Source organism: Micromonospora sp. NPDC049359 (genome assembly GCF_044466585.1).
Taxonomy (GTDB): Bacteria; Actinomycetota; Actinomycetes; order Mycobacteriales; family Micromonosporaceae; genus Micromonospora.
The window spans coordinates 357762-379399 of sequence record NZ_JBITMW010000002.1; the positions used below are offsets into that span (position 1 = coordinate 357762).

Annotated in this window: 16 protein-coding genes; 9 read left to right on the forward strand and 7 right to left on the reverse strand. The window is 71.8% G+C overall.

Annotation, left to right across the window (positions count from 1 at the left end; translation table 11 throughout):
- The first annotated feature begins 22 nt into the window (after positions 1 to 22).
- A complete protein-coding gene (locus ACIBTX_RS07825; protein ID WP_396832213.1) occupies positions 23 to 4468 on the forward strand; it encodes a LamG-like jellyroll fold domain-containing protein in 4446 nt (1481 codons plus the stop codon).
- A 105-nt stretch (positions 4469 to 4573) separates the two neighbouring features.
- Here the strand turns inward: ACIBTX_RS07825 and ACIBTX_RS07830 are convergent, their stop codons facing one another.
- Positions 4574 to 5614, reverse strand: a complete 1041-nt coding sequence (locus tag ACIBTX_RS07830; protein ID WP_357120051.1) for a phosphatase domain-containing protein — start codon at positions 5612 to 5614, stop codon at positions 4574 to 4576.
- Between the two features lie 147 nt (positions 5615 to 5761).
- Here ACIBTX_RS07830 and ACIBTX_RS07835 point away from each other — a divergent pair, with 147 nt between their 5' ends.
- The 4 genes from ACIBTX_RS07835 to ACIBTX_RS07850 all read left to right on the forward strand — a co-directional run bounded on the left by ACIBTX_RS07835 (position 5762) and on the right by ACIBTX_RS07850 (position 10112).
- Complete coding sequence (locus ACIBTX_RS07835; RefSeq protein ID WP_396832275.1) at positions 5762 to 7435, forward strand: ArnT family glycosyltransferase; 1674 nt, start codon at positions 5762 to 5764, stop codon at positions 7433 to 7435.
- Positions 7436 to 7488: 53 nt separating this feature from the next.
- Entirely contained in the window at positions 7489 to 8286 is a 798-nt protein-coding gene (gene yaaA, locus ACIBTX_RS07840; RefSeq protein WP_357397741.1) for a peroxide stress protein YaaA, read from the forward strand.
- A gap of 106 nt (positions 8287 to 8392) precedes the next feature.
- Positions 8393 to 9085, forward strand: coding sequence for a hypothetical protein (locus ACIBTX_RS07845; RefSeq protein ID WP_357171556.1), 693 nt, complete (start codon positions 8393 to 8395; stop codon positions 9083 to 9085).
- A gap of 64 nt (positions 9086 to 9149) precedes the next feature.
- Positions 9150 to 10112: a TAXI family TRAP transporter solute-binding subunit gene (locus ACIBTX_RS07850; protein WP_396832214.1), complete on the forward strand. Its 963-nt coding sequence runs from the start codon at positions 9150 to 9152 to the stop codon at positions 10110 to 10112.
- Between the two features lie 46 nt (positions 10113 to 10158).
- Here the strand turns inward: ACIBTX_RS07850 and ACIBTX_RS07855 are convergent, their stop codons facing one another.
- The 3 genes from ACIBTX_RS07855 to ACIBTX_RS07865 form a co-directional block, all read right to left on the reverse strand.
- On the reverse strand, positions 10159 to 11592 hold the full coding sequence (locus ACIBTX_RS07855; RefSeq protein ID WP_396832215.1) for a sensor histidine kinase: 1434 nt from the start codon (positions 11590 to 11592) through the stop codon (positions 10159 to 10161).
- Between the two features lie 9 nt (positions 11593 to 11601).
- Entirely contained in the window at positions 11602 to 12258 is a 657-nt protein-coding gene (locus ACIBTX_RS07860) for a response regulator transcription factor (protein WP_396832216.1), read from the reverse strand.
- 80 nt (positions 12259 to 12338) lie between these two features.
- A complete protein-coding gene (locus ACIBTX_RS07865; RefSeq protein WP_355050324.1) occupies positions 12339 to 12650 on the reverse strand; it encodes a hypothetical protein in 312 nt (103 codons plus the stop codon).
- Positions 12651 to 12746: 96 nt separating this feature from the next.
- Between ACIBTX_RS07865 and ACIBTX_RS07870 the strand changes: the two genes are divergently transcribed.
- On the forward strand, positions 12747 to 13085 hold the full coding sequence (locus ACIBTX_RS07870) for a DUF952 domain-containing protein (protein ID WP_357120068.1): 339 nt from the start codon (positions 12747 to 12749) through the stop codon (positions 13083 to 13085).
- A gap of 76 nt (positions 13086 to 13161) precedes the next feature.
- Here ACIBTX_RS07870 and ACIBTX_RS07875 read toward each other — a convergent pair whose 3' ends face one another.
- The 3 genes from ACIBTX_RS07875 to ACIBTX_RS07885 all read right to left on the reverse strand — a co-directional run bounded on the left by ACIBTX_RS07875 (position 13162) and on the right by ACIBTX_RS07885 (position 18035).
- The gene (locus ACIBTX_RS07875) at positions 13162 to 14919 is read right to left on the reverse strand and encodes a CDP-glycerol glycerophosphotransferase family protein (RefSeq protein WP_357120072.1); all 1758 of its coding nucleotides are present in this window, start codon (positions 14917 to 14919) and stop codon (positions 13162 to 13164) included.
- Between the two features lie 269 nt (positions 14920 to 15188).
- On the reverse strand, positions 15189 to 17300 hold the full coding sequence (locus ACIBTX_RS07880; protein WP_357120076.1) for a DUF6077 domain-containing protein: 2112 nt from the start codon (positions 17298 to 17300) through the stop codon (positions 15189 to 15191).
- 135 nt (positions 17301 to 17435) lie between these two features.
- Complete coding sequence (locus tag ACIBTX_RS07885) at positions 17436 to 18035, reverse strand: TetR/AcrR family transcriptional regulator (RefSeq protein ID WP_396832276.1); 600 nt, start codon at positions 18033 to 18035, stop codon at positions 17436 to 17438.
- Between the two features lie 217 nt (positions 18036 to 18252).
- On the opposite strand from ACIBTX_RS07885, the gene ACIBTX_RS07890 reads away from it, so the two are divergent.
- From ACIBTX_RS07890 to ACIBTX_RS07900, 3 genes are all read left to right on the forward strand, one after another.
- Positions 18253 to 19146 (forward strand): ABC transporter permease, encoded by an 894-nt coding sequence (locus tag ACIBTX_RS07890; protein ID WP_357120079.1) that lies wholly within the window; start codon positions 18253 to 18255, stop codon positions 19144 to 19146.
- Positions 19147 to 19150: 4 nt separating this feature from the next.
- On the forward strand, positions 19151 to 19960 hold the full coding sequence (locus ACIBTX_RS07895; RefSeq protein ID WP_357120787.1) for an ABC transporter ATP-binding protein: 810 nt from the start codon (positions 19151 to 19153) through the stop codon (positions 19958 to 19960).
- Positions 19961 to 20105: 145 nt separating this feature from the next.
- Complete coding sequence (locus ACIBTX_RS07900) at positions 20106 to 21614, forward strand: bifunctional cytidylyltransferase/SDR family oxidoreductase (RefSeq protein ID WP_357120082.1); 1509 nt, start codon at positions 20106 to 20108, stop codon at positions 21612 to 21614.
- Positions 21615 to 21638: the final 24 nt, after the last annotated feature.

Genomic DNA, 21638 nt, shown 5'->3' on the forward strand with positions numbered 1-21638 from the left:
TCACTCACGGGGAGTACTTGACATGATCAGGAGACGACTGCGCCTACGCGCCGTCGCATCGGGCGCGGTGGCCGCCGTCGCCATCGCCACGGCCACGGTGCCGCTCGCCATACCAGCCGCCGCCGCACCGGCAGCGCCGAAGCCCGCCGTCGATCCGAAGAAGGCACTCGGCGTCGACGCGGCCCTGGCGCAGGCCAAGCGGACCGGTAAGCAGGTCGAGGCGACCGCCGCCGGCACCTCGACGGAGAAGCTGACCGCCCTTCCGAACGGCCAGATCCTGCTCAGCCAGAGCGCGGTGCCGAACCGCAAGCGCGTGGGCGCCGACTGGAAGCAACTGGACCCCACCCTGTACCGGCGGGCCGACGGCGCCGTCACCGCGACCACCACCACACACGACATCACGCTGTCGGCCGGCGGCAGCGGGCCGATGGCACACCTGGTCAGCGGCGACCGGTCACTCACCCTGACCGCCCCCGTCGCGCTGCCGACCCCCACGCTCGCCGGGCCGACGGCGACGTACCCCAACGTCCTTCCCGGTGTGGACCTGACCGTGACGGTCAACGCCCAAGGCGGGTTCTCCCACGTCTTCGTGGTCAAGGACGCGACAGCGGCGAAGAACCCGAAGCTGGCCACGCTCGAGTTGGCCACCACCGCCAAGGGGTTCACCCTCGACGCCGACGCGGTCGGCAACATCAGCGGTCGGGACCGCACCGGCGATGCGGTCATCACCGCGCCGGCCCCGACCATGTGGGACTCCTCGGCAGCTGCCACCACCGCCCCGACCGGGCGCAGTAGCGCCGCGTCGACGACCGCGGCCCCGGGCCGGGCGGCTCGCACCGCCGCCATCGGGGTCTCCGTCTCCCCCGGCAAGCTCGCTCTCAAGCCCGACCGCAAGCTGCTCACCGATGCCGCGACCGTCTACCCGGTCTACATCGATCCCAGCTTCAACTGGAGCGTCACCGGACCGCGGATGTCCGGCTGGTCCAGCATCTCGTACCAGCACCAGTCGACGAACTACTGGAACAACACGCCCGACCCGCAGGGTCGGATGCAGGTGGGCAACTCCGGCGAGCAGCGCTCGAACACGCTCATCAACTTCCCGGTGCCGTACAGCACCCTCACGGGCGCGACGATCAACGACGCTACGTTCAAGATCACTAACACCTGGTCGTGGAGCTGCACCAAGAAGACGGTAAACGTCTACGCCCCCGCGACGACGTTGTCGAAGTCGAACGCCAGCTGGGACTACTGGGAGGACCAGAGCAAGGGCCCCCTCGCCGCGTCCGGGAGCTTCGCCTACGGCTACAGCGGCTGTAGCGCCCAGGGCGTGTCCTTCAACATCACCGACCAGATCAAGACCGACGTCGCCAACAAGAAGGCCACCCGGACCCTGTGGATGATCGGCGGCAACGAGGCCAGCGACGATGAGAGCTGGAAGGAATTCCTGGAGACCAGCCCCACGCTGGAAATCCGCTTCAACCACAAGCCCAACAAGCCGACCGGCATGACCACCTCACCGCGCACCGCCTGCGGCGGTGGGTCGATGGTCGGCGACAACCCGGTCTACCTGTACGCCCCGGTTTCCGACCCCGACGGCGGCACCCTCGGCGTGAGCTTCAAGCTCTGGAAGACCTCCGACTCCGCGCAGACCGCCCTGGCATCCTCCAACCCGAACCTGCTCACGTACTCGTCCGGCAGCACGGGCGTGCTGATCGTGCCGGTCGCCACGCTGCGCTCCGCCGCGGGCGGCGCCATCACCAGCTTCTCCTGGAAGGTCCAGGCGACCGACTTCGGGGCGTCCAGCGACTGGTCGACGACCTGCAGCTTCACCTACGACCCCACCCGGACCGGCGCTCCCGACATCAGCCAGCCGCAGGGGCAGTCGAAGATCGGCGAAGAGGTCAGCTTCGCCATCACGCCGCCGAGCACCGGTACCCAGCCGGCCAGCTACAGCTACCAGCTCAACGGCCTGCCCCCGGTCAGCATCTCCGCCTCCGCCGGCACCGCCTCGGTGGTCGTGACGCCGACCCGGTTCACCAACACCCTCGCCGTGACCAGCCTGTCGACCGGTGGGAACTTCGGCGAGACCGCCACCATCACCTTCAACGCGGATCCCGCCGACACGGCGGCTGACGCGGACCTCACCGGTGACGGTGTTGCCGACCTGCTGACCATCGGCGCCCGCAACGGGCTGCCCGCCGGCCTCTGGCTGGGCACGGGCATGAACAGCGGCGCGGTACGCACCACGGTCAACGACCTCGGCGCACGGGGCAACGGGGTCACCGGCAACGAGGACCCGTCCGACTTCAACAACGGCCAGGCCATCTCCGGCCACTTCTTCGGCTCCGGTCTGCAGGACGTCCTCGTCTACTACACCGGGGGCGTCAACGCGGGCAACGGCATCGTCCTGCGGGGCAGCGGCGACGGCTCGGTCATCCAGCCGTACAACAACCAGGTGAGCGTCTCCGGCGAACTGCTTGTCGACAGCAACGGCAACGCTCCGCTGCAGTTGGCAAACGCCGGCGACTCCCGAGCGACCGGAAGCACCATCCCGGACCTGATCGGCACCAGCGGCGACGCGACGAACGGGTACTTCCTCAACTACTACCCGATGGCCTTCGCGGCCGGCCTCTACTACTACGCGGGCAGCACCACGACGCTCACCCCGGCCGGTGGCGTGGACTGGAACAACTGGACGATTGCCACCGCCCAGGTCAGCGGTGGCACCGCCATGTTCCTCTGGAACAGCAGCACCGGCGCCCTGCACCTGTGGACGAACCTGGCGTACAACCAGGACACCAACCAGCTCACCTACACGCCGTACACGCTCTCGACCAACTGGAACCGGGGCGCGTCGCTGGCCCTGCGGGCCGCCGACGCCAACTCCGACGGCACTCCCGACCTGTGGAGCGTCGGCGGCAACGGCCTGACCACGGCGTACCTGGTGAGCGGCCTGGGCACCACGCCCACCATCGCCACCCAGCAGGCGCAGGGCCTGGTCACCGCCAAGCACACCTGGCCGCTCGACGACGGCACGGCCGGAGCGTCCGCGGCCACCGCCGGCGACATCACCGGTGGCAGCACTCTCACCGGCACCGGCAACGCGTACTGGCACGAGGGTGACCTCTTCAGCCCGGACCTGCGGCTCAACAGCGATGCCACCGGCACGGGCGTGGACGCCAACGGCACCGGCAGCCTGGTCAGCGCCGCCAGTCCGGTGCTGGTCGACACCACCAGGTCGTTCAGCGTCGCCGCCTGGGTGAAGCCCACCACCGCCGGAAAGATCATCCTTTCCGAGGAGGGATCGCGCTCGGCCCGGTTCATCCTCTGGCAGGAGCAGAGCGACAACACCTGGCGGTTCGGGATGGCCCGATCCGACAGCGACGCCTGGGCGTACGACCAGGCCATCAGCGCGCCCAACGCCCAGCTCGGAGTCTGGACACACCTGGTAGCCACCTACAACGCGACCACGAGCACGATGGCCCTGTACGTCAACAACAACCTCGCTGGCACGGCACAGCACGCCGCAGCCGTGTCCTGGCCCAGCACCGGTCGTTTCGTGATCGGTCACTACCGCTACAAGGGCGCGCCGAGTTCGTACTACTCGGGTCAGGTCAGCAACGTGCAGCACTGGGACCGGGCTCTGAACCCGGCCGAGGCCACCGCGCCGGGCAACTACGCCCAGATGCTCATCGCACCAAACGTCCGCGACATCACCGGCGACGGCCGGGGCGACATGCTGGTCAGGCAGGGCAACGGCGACGTGCTGCTGCGCCGCGGAACGAACCTGGACGGCACGCTCACGTTCGATGCCGGCGTGGTGGTGTGCGGCAAGTGCGGCGGTTACGACTCGTTCAACATGGCCGACGCCAACAATGACGGCAAGTTGGACTTCTTCATGCGGCAGATCAGCACCGGTGACATGTACGTCTATACGAACACGGTCGCCAGCGGCGACCCGGTCTGGGGTGGCCGCCAGCTGGTCTGTGGCAAATGCCTCAACTTCGGCCTGTCCGACCTGGGCGACGTGAACCGGGACGGCAAGACCGACCTGTTCGTCAAAGAAAACAGCACCGGGAACATGTACGCATACCTGGGCAGCGGTACTCCAGGCGGCGAAGTCACCTGGAGTACCCGGATCATGCTCTGCGAATTGTGCGGCGGGTACGATCAGGCGAGCGTCGAGGACGCCAACAACGACGGCAAGACTGACTTGATCATGCGCAATGCCAGCACCGGCGACATGTGGGTCTACCCCAACACGGCCGCCAGCGGAACGCCGGCCTGGGGTCCCCGTGTCCTGGTCTGCGGCAAGTGCAAGGACTTCGATATGAGTAGCCTCGGCGACGTCACCAACGACGGGAAGATGGATCTCATGGTCCGTCGCAGGAGCAACGGCACCCTGGCCCTCTACCCGGGCAACGGCGCCCCCGGCACCGTCACCTGGGCCTCGCCCACGCTGATGTAGAACCGAACACGATGTAACCCGAATGGCCGGAACCCCCCCCCGGGCACCGCGAACTGCGGTACCCGGGGGGTTCGCCTATGCGGGCTGAGCCGGAGGGAGTAGAGGTCAGACCAGGCCGGCGTCGCGGAGGAGCTGCCACAGGCCGGCGCCGTCGGGCGCGGACAGCCACTTCTGCCCCACCGGCCCCGAGGACGGCCGTCCGGCCGGGGCGGGCAGGCTACCGGCCAGCACCGACTGGGTCGGGGACAGCCGACGGATCGCCACCCCGGCGACGTTCTCCGGGTGGGCGGCGGCGAACTCGCGGTAGATCTCCTGGTCGTGCTGGCCGTCGTCGCCGACCAGGAGCCAGCGCACGTCGGGGAACTCCTTGGCGAGCCGCGCGAGAGTGGAACGCTTGTGCTCCATGCCGCTGCGGAACCAACGGTCGGCGGTCGGACCCCAGTCGGTGAGCAGCAGCGGACCGGCCGGGTAGAGGTGCCGGGACAGGAACCGCGTCAACGTCGGCGCGACGTTCCACGCGCCGGTGGAGAGGTAGAAGACCGGGGCGCCGGGGTGCGCGGTGACCAGTCGCTCGTAGAGCACCGCCATGCCGGGTACGGCGGCGCGGGCGTGCTCGTCGAGAACGAAGGTGTTCCACGCGGCGAGCAGGGGTCGGGGCAGCGCCGTCACCATCACCGTGTCGTCGATGTCGGAGAGGATGCCGAACTTGACCTCCGGGTCGAGGATGCGCACGGGGGCGTCGACGGGCTCGGCGTCGGGGACGCTGAGGCGTACGGTGCCCCAGCCGGGTGGCAGGTCGGCCTCGACGAGCGTGTCGACGAAACCGCTGCGGTCGGCCTGGGCCTCGTGCCGTACCCCGCCGGCCTCGATCTGCACCGTTACGTGCTTGGCGGGCAGGGTGGTGAAGCTGCGCCAGCCACGCACCTTGTCCAGCCGACCCCGCTGGCGGTTGTCCGGACGGCCCAGCAGCACCCGGCACATCACACGTACCCAGCCCGGCCGGCCGTAGCCGGTGTAGGCGACGATGTTCATCCGCCAGCCGGTGCGGCGCAGCCGACGCTCCACGAGCTGGTGCACGGCGTCTTCGATCCGCGCGGCCCGGTGCAGATTCGGCACGGCAAGTTCGCCGGCGGGTGTGGGTGGCACGCGCCAACCCTGCCACACGTCGTCGGCGACGGCCACGCGAGCGGGTCCGAACCGCAGCCCGCCAGCCAGGTCGTACTGCGCCGAAGCGGCCCGACCGACCGTCGGTCCGTGAAACACTCCGGTCGGGACGACGACGGGGGCGTGGTCGTGTCGCATCCAGAGCAGCACCGCGGGCGGTGGCGTCCGCGACTTGACCGGCCGGCGCTCGTCGCGCTGCTGTTCGGGCTGGTCGGCATCGGGTACCGGCTGGTCCTGACGCTGTACACCGTCCCGGTGTCGAACAGCGACGAGGCGACCTTCGGGCTGGCCGCCCTGCACATCGGGCAGCGCCGGGAACACCCCGTCTTCCTCTACGGCCAGCACTACATGGGGATGCTGGAGTCGTACCTGGCGGCGCCCCTGCTCGCGGTCTTCGGGCCGAGCTGGCCGGTGCTGCGGCTGCCGATGCTGGCCCTGTACGCGGTCTTCCTCTACCTGGTGTACGCGCTCACCCGCCGGCTCTACCCGCCGTGGTTCGCCGTCCTCGTCGTCGGACTGCTGGCGCTGGGACCCGAGCGGGTGGTGCGTGACCAGCTCACCGTGGTCGGCGGTCGGCCGGAGGTCAAACCGGCGGTGCTGCTGATGCTGCTGATCGTCGTGGGGCTGGCCGCCGGGTCGGTGCGCCACCGTCGGCTGGCCGTCGCGCTGTTCGGGCTGCTGGCCGGGCTGGCCGCCTGGTCGGACTGGCTGATCCTGCCGTACCTGGCGGTGGCCGTGCTGGCCCTGCTCTGGGCGGTGCGGCGGGAACTGCTCGGCTGGGCCGGGCTGCTGCTGGTGGCGGGTTTCGTGGTCGGGATCGCGCCGATGATCGTCGACAACCTGCGTGCCGGGCCGGGTGAGGACTCGCTGACGGTGTTCCGGGAGGTCAGCACCAAGGCCGGCCCGCTGCCACCGTGGTCGGACCGGATCCGGGGCGGCCTGTTGGAGGGAGTGCCGCTGGCGCACGGGCTCTGCCCGGTCGACGGCTGCGGTCGCTGGCAGCAGTGGTTCGGACTGCTCTACCCGGCGCTGCTGGTGGCCGCCGCGGCGCTCGCGCTCGTCGCGTACCGCCGGGCCGTGGGCACGACACCCGGCGAGCCCGCCGCCGGCACCCTGCGCGGCGGCCGGGCCGAGGGCACGCCACGGGCCGCGCGGGTCGGGCCGGTGGTGCAGCTCGCGCTGGTCGTCGGGGCGGCGTTGACCCTGCTGTCGTACGTGCGCAGTCCGCTCGCCGCGACCAGTCCGCTGGACAACGCCCGCTACCTGTCGGTGCTGCAACTGTCGCTGCCGGCGGTGCTCTGGCCGCTCTGGGCGGCGGCCGTGGCCGGCTGGCGGGGCACGGTGGGCGTGCTCGGCCGGCTGACCGGCGCGCTGGCCGCCGCCGTGCTGGCGGCGCTGACCGCGACGACGCTGGTGGTCACCGTGCTCTTCGCGGTCAGCGGCGCCGCCGCGTCGCGGACCGAGGAGCGCCAGGCCCGGGAGTTGGCCGCCGCGCTGCGCGCCGACGGACCCCACGAGGTGTACGGGGACTACTGGACCTGCAACCGGCTGATCTTCAACACCGACGAGGCGGTGGTCTGCGGGGTGCTCGACGGCGACCTGTCCCCGGGGCAGAACCGCTACCGGCCGTACTGGCGGCAGGTCGGGCGGGCCGCGCGGCCCGGCTACGTGGTGGAGGTCGACTCGCCGATGGACCGGCGGCTGCGCCGGCTGCTCGCCGACCGACCCGACGCCGCACCGGTCCGCGAGGTGGGTGGCTATCGCGTGTACCACCCCGACACCCCGGTGCGGCCCTGGCGCTGAGCACGGGTCGTACGCTGGCCGGGCCGCCGCCGTACGCCGTCCGAGGAGACCCGATGCTCATCCTGCTGCCGCCCTCGGAGGGCAAGGCCGACGCCGGCACCGGACGGCGGTGGACGCCGGACAAGCTGTCACTGCCGGAGCTGAACCCGGCCCGCGAGCGGGTGCTCGACGCGCTCGTGGCGCTCAGCGCCGGGCCGGACGAGGAGGCGGCGTTGGCCGCGCTCGGGCTCAGCGACGGTCAGCGCGGCGAGCTGCGCCGCAACGCCCGGCTGCGGGAGGCGGCGACCGCCCCGGCCGAGCGGCTCTACACCGGGGTGCTGTACGAGGCGCTGGAGCTGGCCACGCTGCCACCGGCGGCGCTGCGGGCGGCCCGCCGGTCGATCCTCATCAGCTCCGGCCTGTGGGGCGCGGTACGCCTCGCCGACCGGATTCCGCCGTACCGCTGCCCGATCGGCGTCCGCCTGCCGGAGGTCGGGGCGCTGTCGGCGTACTGGCGCAGGGAGTTGACGCCGGTCCTGGCCGGCGCGGCCGGTCGGGGCCCGGTGCTGGACCTGCGCTCCGGCGCGTACGCGGCCACCTGGACGCCGCGCGGTGAGCTGGCCGAACGGACGGTCACCGTGCGGGTGCTGCACGAGCGGGAGGTCGACGGTGTGCCCGTCCGCTCGGTCGTGAGCCACTTCAACAAGGCGACCAAGGGGCGGCTGGTGCGGGATCTGCTCCTCACCGGCGCGAAGCCGCGCACCGCCCGGGAGTTGGTCGGCGCCCTGCGCGAGCTGAAGCACACCGTGGTGGAGGAACCGGCCGCCGCCGGGCGGGTCCGGCAGGTGGATCTGGTGGTCACCGAGCTGTAGCGCAGCGGGAGCCGCAAGATTTGCTCAAGGCTGGGCGGGACACATTCCGTAACGGCCGCGCAGGGGCCACGGTAGGGGAACCCAGACTCCGACGAGGGAGCCCCCGTTGGCCCGCGATCCCGCCCTGCTCGACCGGCCCCGCCCACCGGCGACGCCACCCCCGCTGGACTGGCTGACCCTGGGCGACGCGTTCGAGGCGTCCTGCCTGCTGCGCTGCACCGCGCCTCCGACGGGCGCCCGGTCGAGCGCCCCGCCACCGGCGCTCGCGCCGGGGGTCGAGTTCAACCGGGAGGACGCCGCGCAGCGGATGCGCCAGCTGCTCGCCCGCCTCGACATTCCGGTCACCCAGGAGGTGACGGTCGGCGGACTCCGCCGCCGCTACGAGGTGCACCGGCTGTGGGTGCCGCCGGAGCACCGGGGCACGTACGGCCGGCTGATGGATGCCGGCTGGTGGCAGGGACGTCGGGAGCTGTTGGGCGGTCCCCTGCCGGGCGCCTCGCCGGCCCGCCGCCGGTGGGTGTCCCGCCTCGCGGCGGCGGCCTGGCGGTCGGCGCTGCTGGCCGGCGGGCGGCACGTGCGCCGGCACATCCTCGGTGTGCGGCTCACCGACCGGGAGTTGGCCGCCGTGCTGATCCGCGGCGCGGCCGTGCTCGACGTGCCGGCCGTACTCCGCCCGGGCACCGGTTGTTTCCTGGTGAGCGTGGCCGACGGGCCGGACCGGGAGCGCATCCTGCACAGCGCGTCGTTGGAGCCGGCGCGCGCCGCGGTGTCGACGCCGGGCCGCCGCCCGGTCTGCTGAGCGCAGGCCCGTACCGGCGGTACTGACGGGTGCGGGCTTGCGCCTGCCCGTCGGAGCGCGCACAGTGCACCGCGTGGGTCGTACCTCGTCTCCTCGGGCCGGTCGACGCCGCCCGGGAGCGGCGGCGCTGGCGCTGGTCGTGGCCCTGACCGTCGCCGGCTGCCGGGACGACCCGGCCGAGCCGGTGGAGATCCGGATCGCCACCGGCAGCCCCACCGCCGTCTACTACGCGTTCGGGCAGTCCCTCGCGACCATCCTCAACCGCGAACTGCCCGGGGTACGGGCCAGCGTGGTGATCACCGCGGCCTCGGCGGAGAACGTCCGCCTGGTCGGCTCGGGGGCCGCCGAGCTGGGTTTCACCCAGGCCGACGTGCTGCCCACCAGCCCGACGCAGAGCCCCTCGGTGGACGCGGTGGCCCGGGTGTACGACGACCAACTGCACCTGGTCACGACCGACGGCGGGCCGGTCCGTACGGTCGGCGACCTGCGGGGTCGGCGGGTCTCGGTGGGCGCGGCCGGCTCCGGCACCGAGATCACCGCCAGCCGGCTGCTGGAGGTGGCCCGGCTCGGCGGCGACGCGGTACGCCGGGAACGGCTCGGCCTGGACGACTCGGTGACCGCCCTGCGCTCGGGACGCATCGACGCGTTCTTCTTCTCCGGTGGTCTGCCGGTGCGGGGCATCGAGGAGCTGGCCGGGCGCAGCGCCACCCGGATCGTCGACCTGGGCGAGTGGACGGAGCCGTTGCGTGCCCGCTACGGGCAGGTCTACGTCTCCCGGGACATCCCCCGCTCGGTGTACGGGATTAACCCGGTGACCACGGTCGCCGACCCGAACTATCTGATCGTGCGGGCCGACCTGCCGGAGCCGCTGGTCCGGGACGTGACCCGACTGCTGATGGAGCGCCGGGCCGAACTGGGCGCGGCACATCCGGCGGCGGGACGGATGAGCCCCCGCTCGGCGATCGCCACCGCGCCGCTGCCGCTGCACCCGGGCGCCGCCGCCTGGTACCGGGCCGCCAAGCCCTGAGCTGCCGGGTCGCCGCAGCGGGCACGCGGCCTGAGTCGCCGGTCCGCTAGCGCGCCGGGGTGGGCCACCGGTCGGCGGCCGGGTCCCCGTCCCCGTCCAGCGGCTCTTCCGCCGGCTCGGCGGCCGGGAACCACAGGCCGGCGACCAGCCCGCGCGGGGTGCCCGCTCGCATGGTGAGCCGCCCGTCGGAGGCGTCCACCAGCACGGCGGCGATGGTCAGGCCGAGCCCGGCGCCGTCGACGTTCTGCGCGTCCGGGGCCCGCCAGAACCGCTCGGTGGCCTGGCGGAGTTGACTCTCGGTCATTCCCGGGCCGGTGTCGCGCACCTCCAACAGGACCCCGCCGTCCCGGCGGGCCACGGTCACCGTCACCGCCCCGCCGGCCCCGCTGAACTTCACCGCGTTGTCGATCAGCGCGTCCAGCGCCTGGTCGACAGCGGTCGGCACGGTCCGCGCGTACGCCGGGGCGTCGCTCGTGGCCAGCCGCAGCGCGACCGACCGGTGCCGGGCCAACGGCGCCCACGCGGCCACCCGGGACGCGGCCACGGCGGCGGCGTCCACGGTCACCCGCTCGTTCTCCTCCCGTTCGGCGCGGGCCAGGGTGAGCAGCGCGTCGAGCACCAGCGCCAACCGGTCGGTCTCCTCCAGCGCCAGTTGGTGCTCGGAGCGCCCGTCCGCGTCGGTGAGGCTGGGACCCAGCTCCTCCACCCGCAGCCGCAGCGCGGTGAGCGGGTTGCGCAGCTGATGGCTGGCATGTGCGACGAACGCGCGCTGTCGGTCCATCACGTCGGAGACCACGTCGGCCATGTGGTTGAAGCTGGCCGCGAGTCGGCGCAGCTCCGGCGGGCCGAGCCGGTGCTGCACGCGCGCGCCCCGGTCGCCCTCGGCGATCTCGTGGGTGACCGCGTCCAGCTCGGTCACCGGGCGCAGCACCCAACCGGCCAGCCCGAACGCGGTGAGCACGCAGGCCAGCACGACGAGCAGGCCGGCCATGGTCAGCAGCAGCCACCAGATGCTCACGACCCGGCGGATCTCGCCGGCCGGGGTCACGATCACCACCGCGCCGAGGACCTCACCGCCGTCGTTGATGGGCACCGCCACCACCACCGGCCCCGCCGACCACGGCCAGACCGACTCCGGCGCGCTGGCCTGCTGGCCGGACAGCGCGACGTCCAGCACCGTGGCGGTCCCCGTGGACTGCCAGCTCGCCGAGTCGACGACGATGCCCCGGTCCCGGTCGACGACCGCCGCGCCGATCCCGTACAGCTCGTCGTAGCTGCGCAGCTCCGCCCCGATCGGGCCGGGCTCGCCGCCGCGCAGCGTCGGCCCGGCCAGCGAGGCGAACCGGGTGGCGTCGGCGAGCCGGTCGGCGCGCACCCGCTCGGTCTCGCTTCTGGCCAGGGTGACGGCGAGCGGGCTCTCCAACGCGATGAGGACGAGCACCATCAGCAGCAGATAACTGATCACCAGGCGACGGCGCACGGCGCCCCCTCACGCATCGCGCAGCCGGTAGCCGACCCCGCGGACGGTCTCCACCAGCCGCGCGTCGCCCAGCTTGCCGCGCAACGACCCGACATGCACCTCGACGGTGTGCCGGTCGGCCCAGGTGGTGCCCCAGGCGTCGAGCAGGATGCGGTCGCGGGGCACCGCCACCCCCGGCTGGCGGGCCAGCGACAGCAGCACGTCGAACTCCTTGCGGGTCAGCGTCACCGCGCGCCCCGCCACCGTCACCGTGCGGGCGGCCACGTCGATGCGCACCGCCCCCGCCTCGATCAGGTGCCGCTCGGGGGCGGCATTGGCGGCCCGGCGCAGCACCGCCTCGATCCGGGCCTGCAACTCGACCATCGAGAACGGTTTGACCACGTAGTCGTCCGCGCCCAGGCGCAGCCCGAGGACCCGGTCGCGCTCCTCACCCCGCGCGGTCACCGCGATGATGCCGAGCTGGCTGCTGCGCCGGCGCAGCTCCCGACACACCTCGGTGCCGTCGCCGTCGGGCAGGGTCAGATCCAGCAGCACCAGGTCGCAGGGGGCGGCGGAGAGCGCCGCGGCGACGGTGGCGGCGTGCTCGACCTGGTAGCCACGACGGGTCAGGGCGGAGGAGAGCGCGGCGGCCACCCGGCGGTCGTCCTCCACCAGCAGGATCCGCACCGTGCCCCCATCCGTCGCAGCCGTCCTGCGAATGGTGGCAGAAGGCCGCCGCGAGCGGGAGGGCCGGCTCCGGTCAGGCCCTACAGACCGAACGTGTCGTCGGCGACCGCGTCCCGCACGCCGTCGGTGAAGCCGCGGAAACCGGGGTCGTCGTGCCGGGCGGGCACGCTGGTGACGTTGACGCCGCTGGCCTGGGTGACGGCGTCGACCAGGGGCGGAAAGTCGATCTCGGCATCGTCGAAGGCGTCGTCGTCCGCCTCGGCCAGGTTGATCACGTGCTGCACGTCGTCCGACGGGGTGTCCGGGTCCTCGGCCCACTCGCCGCCGGCCCGGTAGCACTCGTCGTACAGCCCGCGCTGGGTGTCGGTCCAGTCGTCGTCGTAGCTCGCCATCGTCCATCCCCTTCCGGCGGGTCAACCTGAGCATGACGGGCGGCGGCCGACGTCGGCGGCGGTACGGCCGAAACGTGGGCGACGTAGTCTGCGGAGGTGATCTACAAGCTGTTGCCGACCGTCGAGTGGGACGACGCCCGGGTCGCCGGCGCCGTCGCCGGCTCGGCCCTGGACCACCAGGACGGTTTCATCCACCTCTCCGCCGCCGACCAGGTGGTGGAGACGGCCCGCCGGCACTTCACCGGCGTCACCGGCCTCACCCTGCTGGGCGTGGACGAGGGTCGGCTGGCCGACGCCCTGCGCTGGGAGCCGTCGCGCGGCGGGCAGCTCTTCCCCCACCTGTACGGGCCGCTGCCGCTGAGCGCGGTGGTGACGGCACGGGCGTTGCCGGCGGACACTCCGGTCGCCGACGCGGTCGCCGCCCTGCTCGACTGAGTCACACCCCTTCGCCGCCGACACGACCGCGCCCGGTCCGACAGGTGTCGGGCCGGGCGCGGGACGTGGTGCGCGGTCAGCGGCAGAGCCGGGTGATCTCCTCGGCGAACCGGTCCATCGGGTTGGCCTCCGCCGGCCCCAACAGGTAGGTCTTCAGGTCGCGGCGTGCCTCCGTCATCGGGTCGTCGCCGGCCCGGGTCACCGCCACGATCTTCTCCAGCTCACCGCAGTCGGCGGAGAGCAGGTACGCGGCCCGCGCGGTCGGGTACTCCCGACGGAACTCGTCCTCCGGCAGGCCGGCCGGGTTGGCCACCACGTACGGCCGCTGACTCTGCACGAAGTCCGAGACCACACTGGACACGTCGCTGATCAGCAGGTCGGTCTGGTTGAAGCAGTCGAACAGCCCGGGGGTACGGCCGGTCACCACGACGTGCGCGGTGCCGTCCAGGGAGGCCGCGTTGGGGTTTCCACCGGCGGAGCGGATCGCCTCGACGATCCGGTCGTGCACCGCCTTGGCCGCCTTGGACCGGGACCCGGTGAGCGGGTGCGGCTTGTAGACCAGACGCACCCCGGGGTTGCTCGCCAGCAGGCCCTTGACGATCCGCTCACCCATCAACACCAGCGAGGTGTGGTACGGGTCGTCGTCGAGCCAGCCCTCCCAGGTGGGCGCGTAGAGCACGGTGAACGGACGGTCCACCGACTCGGCCCCGAAGGTGTGCACGCCGGCCAACTGCGGCCGGCCGATCTCCACGATGTCCGAGTCGAGCACGCCCACCCCGGCACGGGCGTACCGCTCCCGACCGGCCAGGCCCGCCACCCACACCTCGTCGTACACCTTGCTGTAGGGGTTGACGCTGGCCTGCTTGTCGCTGTCGCCGTGCCCCACGAAGACGTGCTTCATGCCGGGCTCGCGCAGCATGTGAATGTTCGCGCCGACGTTCGCGGCGTAGAGGGCGGCGCGGACGCTGCCGAGTTCGAGGTTCATGAAGTCCACCCCGGCCGGTACGCAGAGCACCGGCAGCCGGGTGTCGGCCAGCTCGAAGAACGCCTCCCGGCTGCGCATCAGCACCACCGCGCGCTGGTTCAGCGCCTCGGTCGGGGCGAGCCACATGTTGGCCTGGTAGACGTCCTTGGCCGGGCCGGCGAAGTAGAGCGCCACCTCGGGCCGGTGGGTGTCGAGCCAGCGCTGCACGGCCGGCATCAGCGGTCCCTGGCCGGAGCCTCGACCGCGCAGCCACGTCACGGCGATGATCGCGCCCACCACCCCGGTCGCCGCCACCGTCAGAGCGGCGGCGACGAAGTACGGCGTCGGCTCGTGCCGCACGGCGGCGACCACCGCGGCCGGGACCAGCAGGAGGTTCAGCAGAGGCATCCGGTCCCCCGCGACGGCTGCCGCCCAGGCCGGCGGGCGGGGGGCCGAGCGCAGGGGGCCCAGCTCGATGTTGCGGACCAGGGCGGACTGCGGGTTACGACGGTCGATCATGGTGGAGAGCGCGCCCGCGAAGACCGAGACGACCCACACCGCCGCCGGCAGGATCAGCAGGAAGCTCAACTCGACGCCGTCGAGCTCGACCTGGGCGGCGACCAGCAGCACGGCCGACAGGTCACGGGTCAGCTGCCGGTAGGAGAAGTTCAGGCCGACCTTCTCCAGCAGCAGCTGCGACGGCGGGGACCAGCGGGCGGCGGCGAACTCCCCGACCACCGCCGCCAGCCCGGCGACGGCGAACAGGCCGACCCAACCGAAGACTCCTGCGACGAGCATGACCAGGTAGGCCAGCACCAGCAGCGCGCTGCGGGCGGCCACTCCGATGCGTCCTGTCAACGTGCCGAACAACGAGTTCGCTCCCTACGATTTTCGAGGTGGACGCATGCCCGTGGTGCGTCGATGACACTCCCCGTCGCGCATGACCTACCGCGCGGCCGGAGCGGCGGGCCACGGATGTGGTGATCCACACCCCGTACGGCGGGCGGTAGTGATGACTGCGACCTTAACGCGAAGACACCCAGCGGTGTCGCTCGGGTATCGGGCGCACATTTCGGTCACCGCACCGAAACTGCCGGTGCCGCATTGTCGCGGCACCGGCAGACCCAGGGGCGGAATGCTCAGCCGACCCGCCGGAAACACGTCATCGCTCCGGGCTTGCCACGCTTCGCGAACTCCTGGTAGCCGAGCTGCGGCGCCAGGTCACGGGCGTACTGGTTGCCGTTGTAGACGCAGATGGTGCCCACATCCAACCGATCGAGCGCCGGTGCCAACTCCGCCGGCGTCGCGGTGGTGGCGCCGTCGGCGAAGCTGGCGAGCAGCAGCCGGTCCTTGGCGAACTGGGAGTTGAGGTCGTACTCGACGAGGTAGAAGTCACGCGGTAGGACGACCCGAACCTGGCTGGTGACGACGAGCGAGGTCCGCATGATGGTCTTCGGCGCCAGCAGCAGGCCCGCGGGCCGGTCCAACCCCTTGATCCAGAAAGCGATCGACTGGCGCTGCTGCGGCAGCTTCCAGGTGGGCCGCTCGTGCACGTCGACCCAGCTCTTGGCGGACCACATCGGGGTGGCGAAGAGCGCGAACGAGGCGACCAGCAGCACCGCGATCCCACCGGACGCCGCACGACGCAGCACCGGCGTGGGGGCCGGCACGCGAACCGTGCAGAGCAGCCCGATCAGGGTCGGCAGGGCGAGCAGCCACGGCACCCGCCACAGCACGACCGAGATGCCGCTGAGCGCGCTCAACGTCTCCAGCACACCGGGGACGAACAGCACGCTCAGCGCCAGGGTCGCGCCGGCGGTGAGCAGCGCGGGCGTACGCCGACGGGCCAGCAGTGGGCCGCACCAGAGCGCCAGGCCGGAGATCACGCCGACCACGCCGAACAGCAGGGTCCGCTTGTAGGTGTACGCCGCGTCGAAGAAGGCGTCGTCCGCGCCGTCGGCGCTCAGGCCGCCGAGCAGGATCCGGGACACCACCAGGGACCCGATCGGGTACGTGAGGGCGGCCACCGCCGCCACCACGGCGAGCTTCCAGCGCCCGACCAGCACCATGGCGAAACCGGCGGCCCCGACCAGCATCGGCAGGATGATCGCGGCGGTGTTGGTGAGTCCGATGGCGGTGATCGAGAGCGCCACGATGAGCAGCAGGCTCCGCCGGGTACGCCGGTCGAACCACTCGGTCAGGTAGAGCCACATCAGCGGGATGACGGCCGAGACGAACATGCCCTTGCCCTCGTAGAGCCGGGGCAGGTGGAAGGTGCCCAGCGCGGCGTCCCCACCGGCGACCAGGTACAGGTACGCGACGGCGACCGTGAAGGCGAGCACCGGCCGCCGGGGTGCCCAGCGCTGGGTCAGCCGCCAGAGCGCGAGCACCGCCAGCACCGCCATGATCGGCAGCATCACGTACCAGGTGGCCGAGGCGCCGTGGATCCCGAGCACGTTGGCGAGCGCGCCGTCGAACACCTCGATCGAGGGGATGGGGGGTTGCGAACCCATCGCCGGAAGGACGTTCTCGGAGAAGAGGAAGTCGTTGAGCGGAACGAGGTCCCGCTCGGCGATCCAGACCGACTTCCCGACGTAGTAGACGTCGTCCGGGGTGTTGCGGGCGAGGAAGAACGAGGAGATCCCGACCAGTACGGAGATGACCAGCGCGTACGCCGACTGCCCCGCCGTGGGCCTTGGCGCGATCGAGGTGGGCGTCGGGCCGTCCAGCCAGACCCGACGCAGCAGCAGGATCCCGCCGGTCGCCGCGAGCAGGCCCGCCACCGCCGGGATCCACCAGGAGACGGCGGCGCCGGTGCCGATGACTCCGGCGCTGACCGAGGCTACTGCGGCGGCGGCGAGCACGCCGATCAGCAGCCGCCGGTCGACGGCGGGCCGCGTCCCGGTCGGCTCGACCGGCTCGGCCGGTCCGCTCTCCTCGCGGAGGGCGGCGGAGCGGCGTCGGGCACGCAGCATCGCCACCACGGCGAGCAGGACGCAGGCGACCACCCAGATCCGGAAGGTCACCGACGGACGCAGATCCGCCAGGAAGGCCGCGTGGTAGATGACGGTGAAGAGCGCGAACGCGACCACGGCCCCGTCGGTGAGCAGCGTCGGGGCGGCGGCCACCAACGCGCGTACGCGGGCGGCGGGGCTACGGTCGGGGCCCTGACCCGACCGGGACACCGGCTCGGAGCGCGGCGTCGGGTCCGGGTCAGTGGGCGCGACGGCGATGCTGTCGACGTTGGCCACGGGCGTCCTTCTCGTCAGGCGGATCTGGGGGCGAAAGGTCGATGTCGGCTCGGTGACGGCCGGGTGTCAAGGGGGCAGCCTAGCGGAGCCGGGTGGCCCGCCAGGTCCCCGTCGTGGGTGGTGTCGCGGGCCGGGTCAGCCGGATACCGGCGTCGCCCTCGGCCGGGGTACGACGCCGGTCGCGCCGAGCCCGACGGCCACGGATTCGACCAGGTTGTCCAGGTAGCTGTCGGTGAGCGGCAACCGGGCGATGGCGAGCCGCCAGTAGAGCGGGCCGACGATCAGGTCGACGGCGGCGTCCGGATCGGTGTCGGCGGGCAGCTCGCCGCGCTGCACGGCGCGGATGACCAGGCGACCACCGATCTCCTGCTGGCGGGCGCGCAGCACCTGACGCAGAGTCTCGTCGATGGCCGGGTTACGGGCCGCCTCGGCCAGCAGGTCGGGGATGATCTGCGACGCCAGGGGGTGACGCAGCGCGTGCGCCACGGCCTGGAACAGCAGCGCGAGGTCGCCGCGCAGGGTGCCGGTGTCCAGCACCGGCAGCTTGCCGTGTGCGGCGGCGGCGACGATCTCCACCACCAGGTCGAGCTTCGAACTCCACCGGCGGTAGACCGCCGTCTTGCTGACGCCGGCCCTTCGGGCCACCGCCTCGATGGAGAGCCGGCCGTAGCCGACCGCGGCCAGCTCCTGCATGAGCGCGCGCCGGATGGCCGTGGTGATCTCGTCGCGCAGCACCGCCGCGCCGGCCGGTACGCGCCTCTTCTCGGTCGTCACCGAGGACTCTTCTCGCAGGTCACGCCCGCTAGAGTAGCGCAACGACGGTACGGTTGCGTCCCGACGTGTTTCGGACTACTGTCCACGCAGCGACGAGGCGGCGTCCCGCGCACAACTCCCACTAGGATTCCATCGTCGCGAGCAACCCGTCTGCACGAAAGATCGGAGTGCCATTTCCATGGCCACCACCGCGCTGGTCGACCCTGACACGGGCCTGACCCAGGCGCAGCTGGCCGCTCGGCACGGGCTACGGGTCGCCGGTGAGCGACCCACCCTCGTCGAGTACAGCCGCCGACTCTGGGCCTACCGGCACTTCATCGCCGCGTACGCCAACGCCAAGCTGGTCGCGTCCTACAGCAACGCCAAGCTGGGCCAGCTCTGGCAGGTGCTCACCCCGCTGACCAACGCCGCGGTCTACTACCTGATCTTCGGGGTGGTGCTGGCACAGAACAGCATCCCGAACTTCATCGCGTACCTGACCACCGGGTTGTTCATCTTCAACTTCACCCAGAGCGCGGTCCTGGCCGGCACCCAGTCGATCAGCAGCAACCTCGGGCTGATCCGGGCGTTGCACTTCCCCCGGGCCAGCCTGCCGCTGTCGACCACCATGACCCAGTTCCAGCAGCTGCTGGCGTCGATGGTGGTGCTGGTCGGCATCGTGCTGGTCACCGGCGAGCCGATCACCTGGGACTGGCTGATGCTGGTGCCGGCGCTGCTGTTGCAGGCGGTCTTCAACGCGGGCGTGGTGCTGCTGGTCGCCCGGCTGGGCTCCAAGGCCAGCGACCTCAAGCAGGTCATGCCGTTCGTCATGCGCACCTGGATGTACGGCTCCGGCGTGCTCTACAGCGTCAGCCTCTTCGAGCGGCTGCCCGGCTGGGCGACGACGCTGGTCCAGTTCAACCCGCTGCTGGTCTACATCGAGTTGGCCCGGTACGCGCTGCTCGAGCAGGCGCCACTGCTCAACGAGTCGCTGACCCAGCTCTGGCTGGTCGCCGCCGGTTGGGCCGTGGTGGCCGGAATCGGTGGCTACATCTACTTCTGGCGCGGCGAACAGGAGTACGGCCGTGGTTGATTCCCTGCCGGCCGCCGACGAGGCGACCGTCTCCCTGCCGACGCTGACGCCCGAGCGGATCCCCACCGTGGTGGTGGACGACGCGCACATCATCTACCGGGTCCACCAGGGCGCCACCGGTGGCACCACTCCGGTGGCGGCGCTGCGCCGGCTGGTCAAGCGCACCAACGCGCCGAACGTGCGGGAGGTGCACGCCGTCAAGGGCGTGTCGTTCACCGCGTACCGGGGCGAGGCGATCGGGTTGATCGGCAGCAACGGCTCGGGCAAGTCCACCATCCTGCGGGCCATCGCCGGCCTGCTGCCGGTCAACCGGGGCGCGATCCACACCCAGGGGCAGCCGTCGCTGCTCGGGGTGAACGCGGCGCTGCTCAACGACCTGTCCGGCGAGCGAAACGTCGTGCTGGGGTGCCTGGCGATGGGCATGCACCCCGACGAGGTCGCCAAGCAGGCCGCGGGGATCATCGACTTCTCCGGGATCAACGAGCGGGGTGACTTCGCCAGCCTGCCGATGCGCACGTACTCGTCGGGCATGGCGGCCCGGCTGCGGTTCTCCATCGCCGCCGCCAAGAGGCACGACGTGCTGCTCATCGACGAGGCGCTCGCCACCGGCGACAAGGGTTTCCGCAAGCGCAGCGAGCAGCGCGTCCGCGAGCTGCGCGAGGGCGCCGGCACGGTGTTCCTGGTCAGCCACCAGCTCTCCTCCGTGCGCGACACCTGCGAACGGACGATCTGGCTGGAATCGGGCCTTATCCGGATGGACGGCCCGACCGACGAGGTCATCCGCGCGTACGAGGCGTTCGCTAACAGCAAGTAGAGTGCCGGCCAACCACCGGCATCGACACGGCAACCAGGACCGCGTCGCCCGCGTTGGGGCGGCGCGGTCCGCGCGTTAAGGTTCATTCCGTCGCCGCTCGGGCGGAACTTTCCGTTAACGCAACCCTGAGAGTGAGGATCCGGCAATGACGCAGGACCAGACCACTGGCCCGGACGCCGCAACGGAGACCCCCGCACCGTGGCGGCCCTCGCGGACAGTGGCCGTGGTGCTGGCCGGCGGCACCGGGACCCGGCTGGGCCTCGGCATCCCCAAGCAACTGCTCAAGATCGCCGGTAAGCCGATCATCGAGCACACCCTGGCGGTCTTCGAGGCCGCTCCGGAGATCGACGAGATCATCGTGCTGATGGCGACCGGTCACGTCGACGACGCCCGGCAGATCGTCGAGAAGGCCGGCCTGCGCAAGGTCACCCAGGTCATCGAGGGCGGCGACACCCGCAACGCGACCACCCGGATCGCGCTGGACGCGGTCGGCCCGGCCGACTGCAACATCCTCTTCCACGACGCCGTCCGCCCGCTGCTCAGCGGCCGGATCGTGCGCGAGTGCGTCAACGCGCTGTGGACCTACGCCGCCGTCGACGTCGCCATCCCCTCCGCCGACACGATCATTCAGGTAGACGAGAACGACTGCATCACCGACATTCCGGTGCGCTCCCGGCTCCGCCGGGGACAGACCCCGCAGGCGTTCCGCTCCCCCACGATCCGTGAGGCGTACCGGATCGCCGAGAACGACCCCGACTTCGCCGCCACCGACGACTGCGGCGTGGTGCTGCGGTACCTGCCGGGCACGCCGATCAAGGTGATCGACGGCTCGGACGAGAACATCAAGGTCACCCACCCGGTCGACGTGCACCTGGCGGACAAGCTCTTCCAGCTCGCGGCCGCGCAGGCGCCCCGGCTGACCGATCACCGCAGCTACACCGAGGAGCTGACGGGCCGCACGATCGTGGTGTTCGGCGGCAGCTACGGGATCGGCCACGAGCTGACCGAGCTGGCGCGGCGCTACGGCGCGCAGGTCTTCCCGTTCAGCCGCTCCACCACGGGCACCCACGTCGAGCGCGCCGAGGACGTCGAGGCCGCGCTGACGACCGCCTTCGAGGCGACCGGCCGGATCGACCACGTGGTGGTCACCGCCGGGATCCTGGAGCGGGGCGCCCTGGCCGAGATGGACGAGGAGACGATGGACCGGGTGTTGCAGGTCAACTTCGTCGGCCCGGTGACCATCGCCCGGCAGGCCCTTCCGTACCTGCAGCAGACCAAGGGTCAGCTGCTGCTCTACACCTCCAGCTCGTACACCCGGGGTCGGGCCCGCTACGCCCTCTACTCGTCCACCAAGGCCGCCCTGGTCAACCTGACCCAGGCGCTCGCCGACGAGTGGGCCGACGTCGGCGTGCGGGTCAACTGCATCAACCCGGAGCGGACGGCCACCCCCATGCGTACGCGGGCCTTCGGCGAGGAGCCGGAGAACACCCTGCTGGCCGCGGAGGCCGTCGCCCAGTCCTCGCTCGACGTGTTGATCTCCGACCTGACCGGCCAGGTCATCGACGTGCGCCGGGCGCCTGGCGACGGCCCGTCCGTGCCGGCGCAGGCCGGCCCGGACCGGTCCGAGACGCCGGCCGCGGCGTCGACGAACTGACGTCGACGGCACCCCCGCGACACC

Coding starts and splice junctions, on each gene's coding strand:
- ACIBTX_RS07900 (WP_357120082.1), top strand. CDS start 20,106: ATGACGCAGGACCAGACCACTGGCCCGGACGCCGCAACGGAGACCCCC.
- ACIBTX_RS07890 (WP_357120079.1), top strand. CDS start 18,253: ATGGCCACCACCGCGCTGGTCGACCCTGACACGGGCCTGACCCAGGCG.
- ACIBTX_RS07865 (WP_355050324.1), bottom strand. CDS start 12,650: ATGGCGAGCTACGACGACGACTGGACCGACACCCAGCGCGGGCTGTAC.
- yaaA (WP_357397741.1), top strand. CDS start 7,489: ATGCTCATCCTGCTGCCGCCCTCGGAGGGCAAGGCCGACGCCGGCACC.
- ACIBTX_RS07825 (WP_396832213.1), top strand. CDS start 23: ATGATCAGGAGACGACTGCGCCTACGCGCCGTCGCATCGGGCGCGGTG.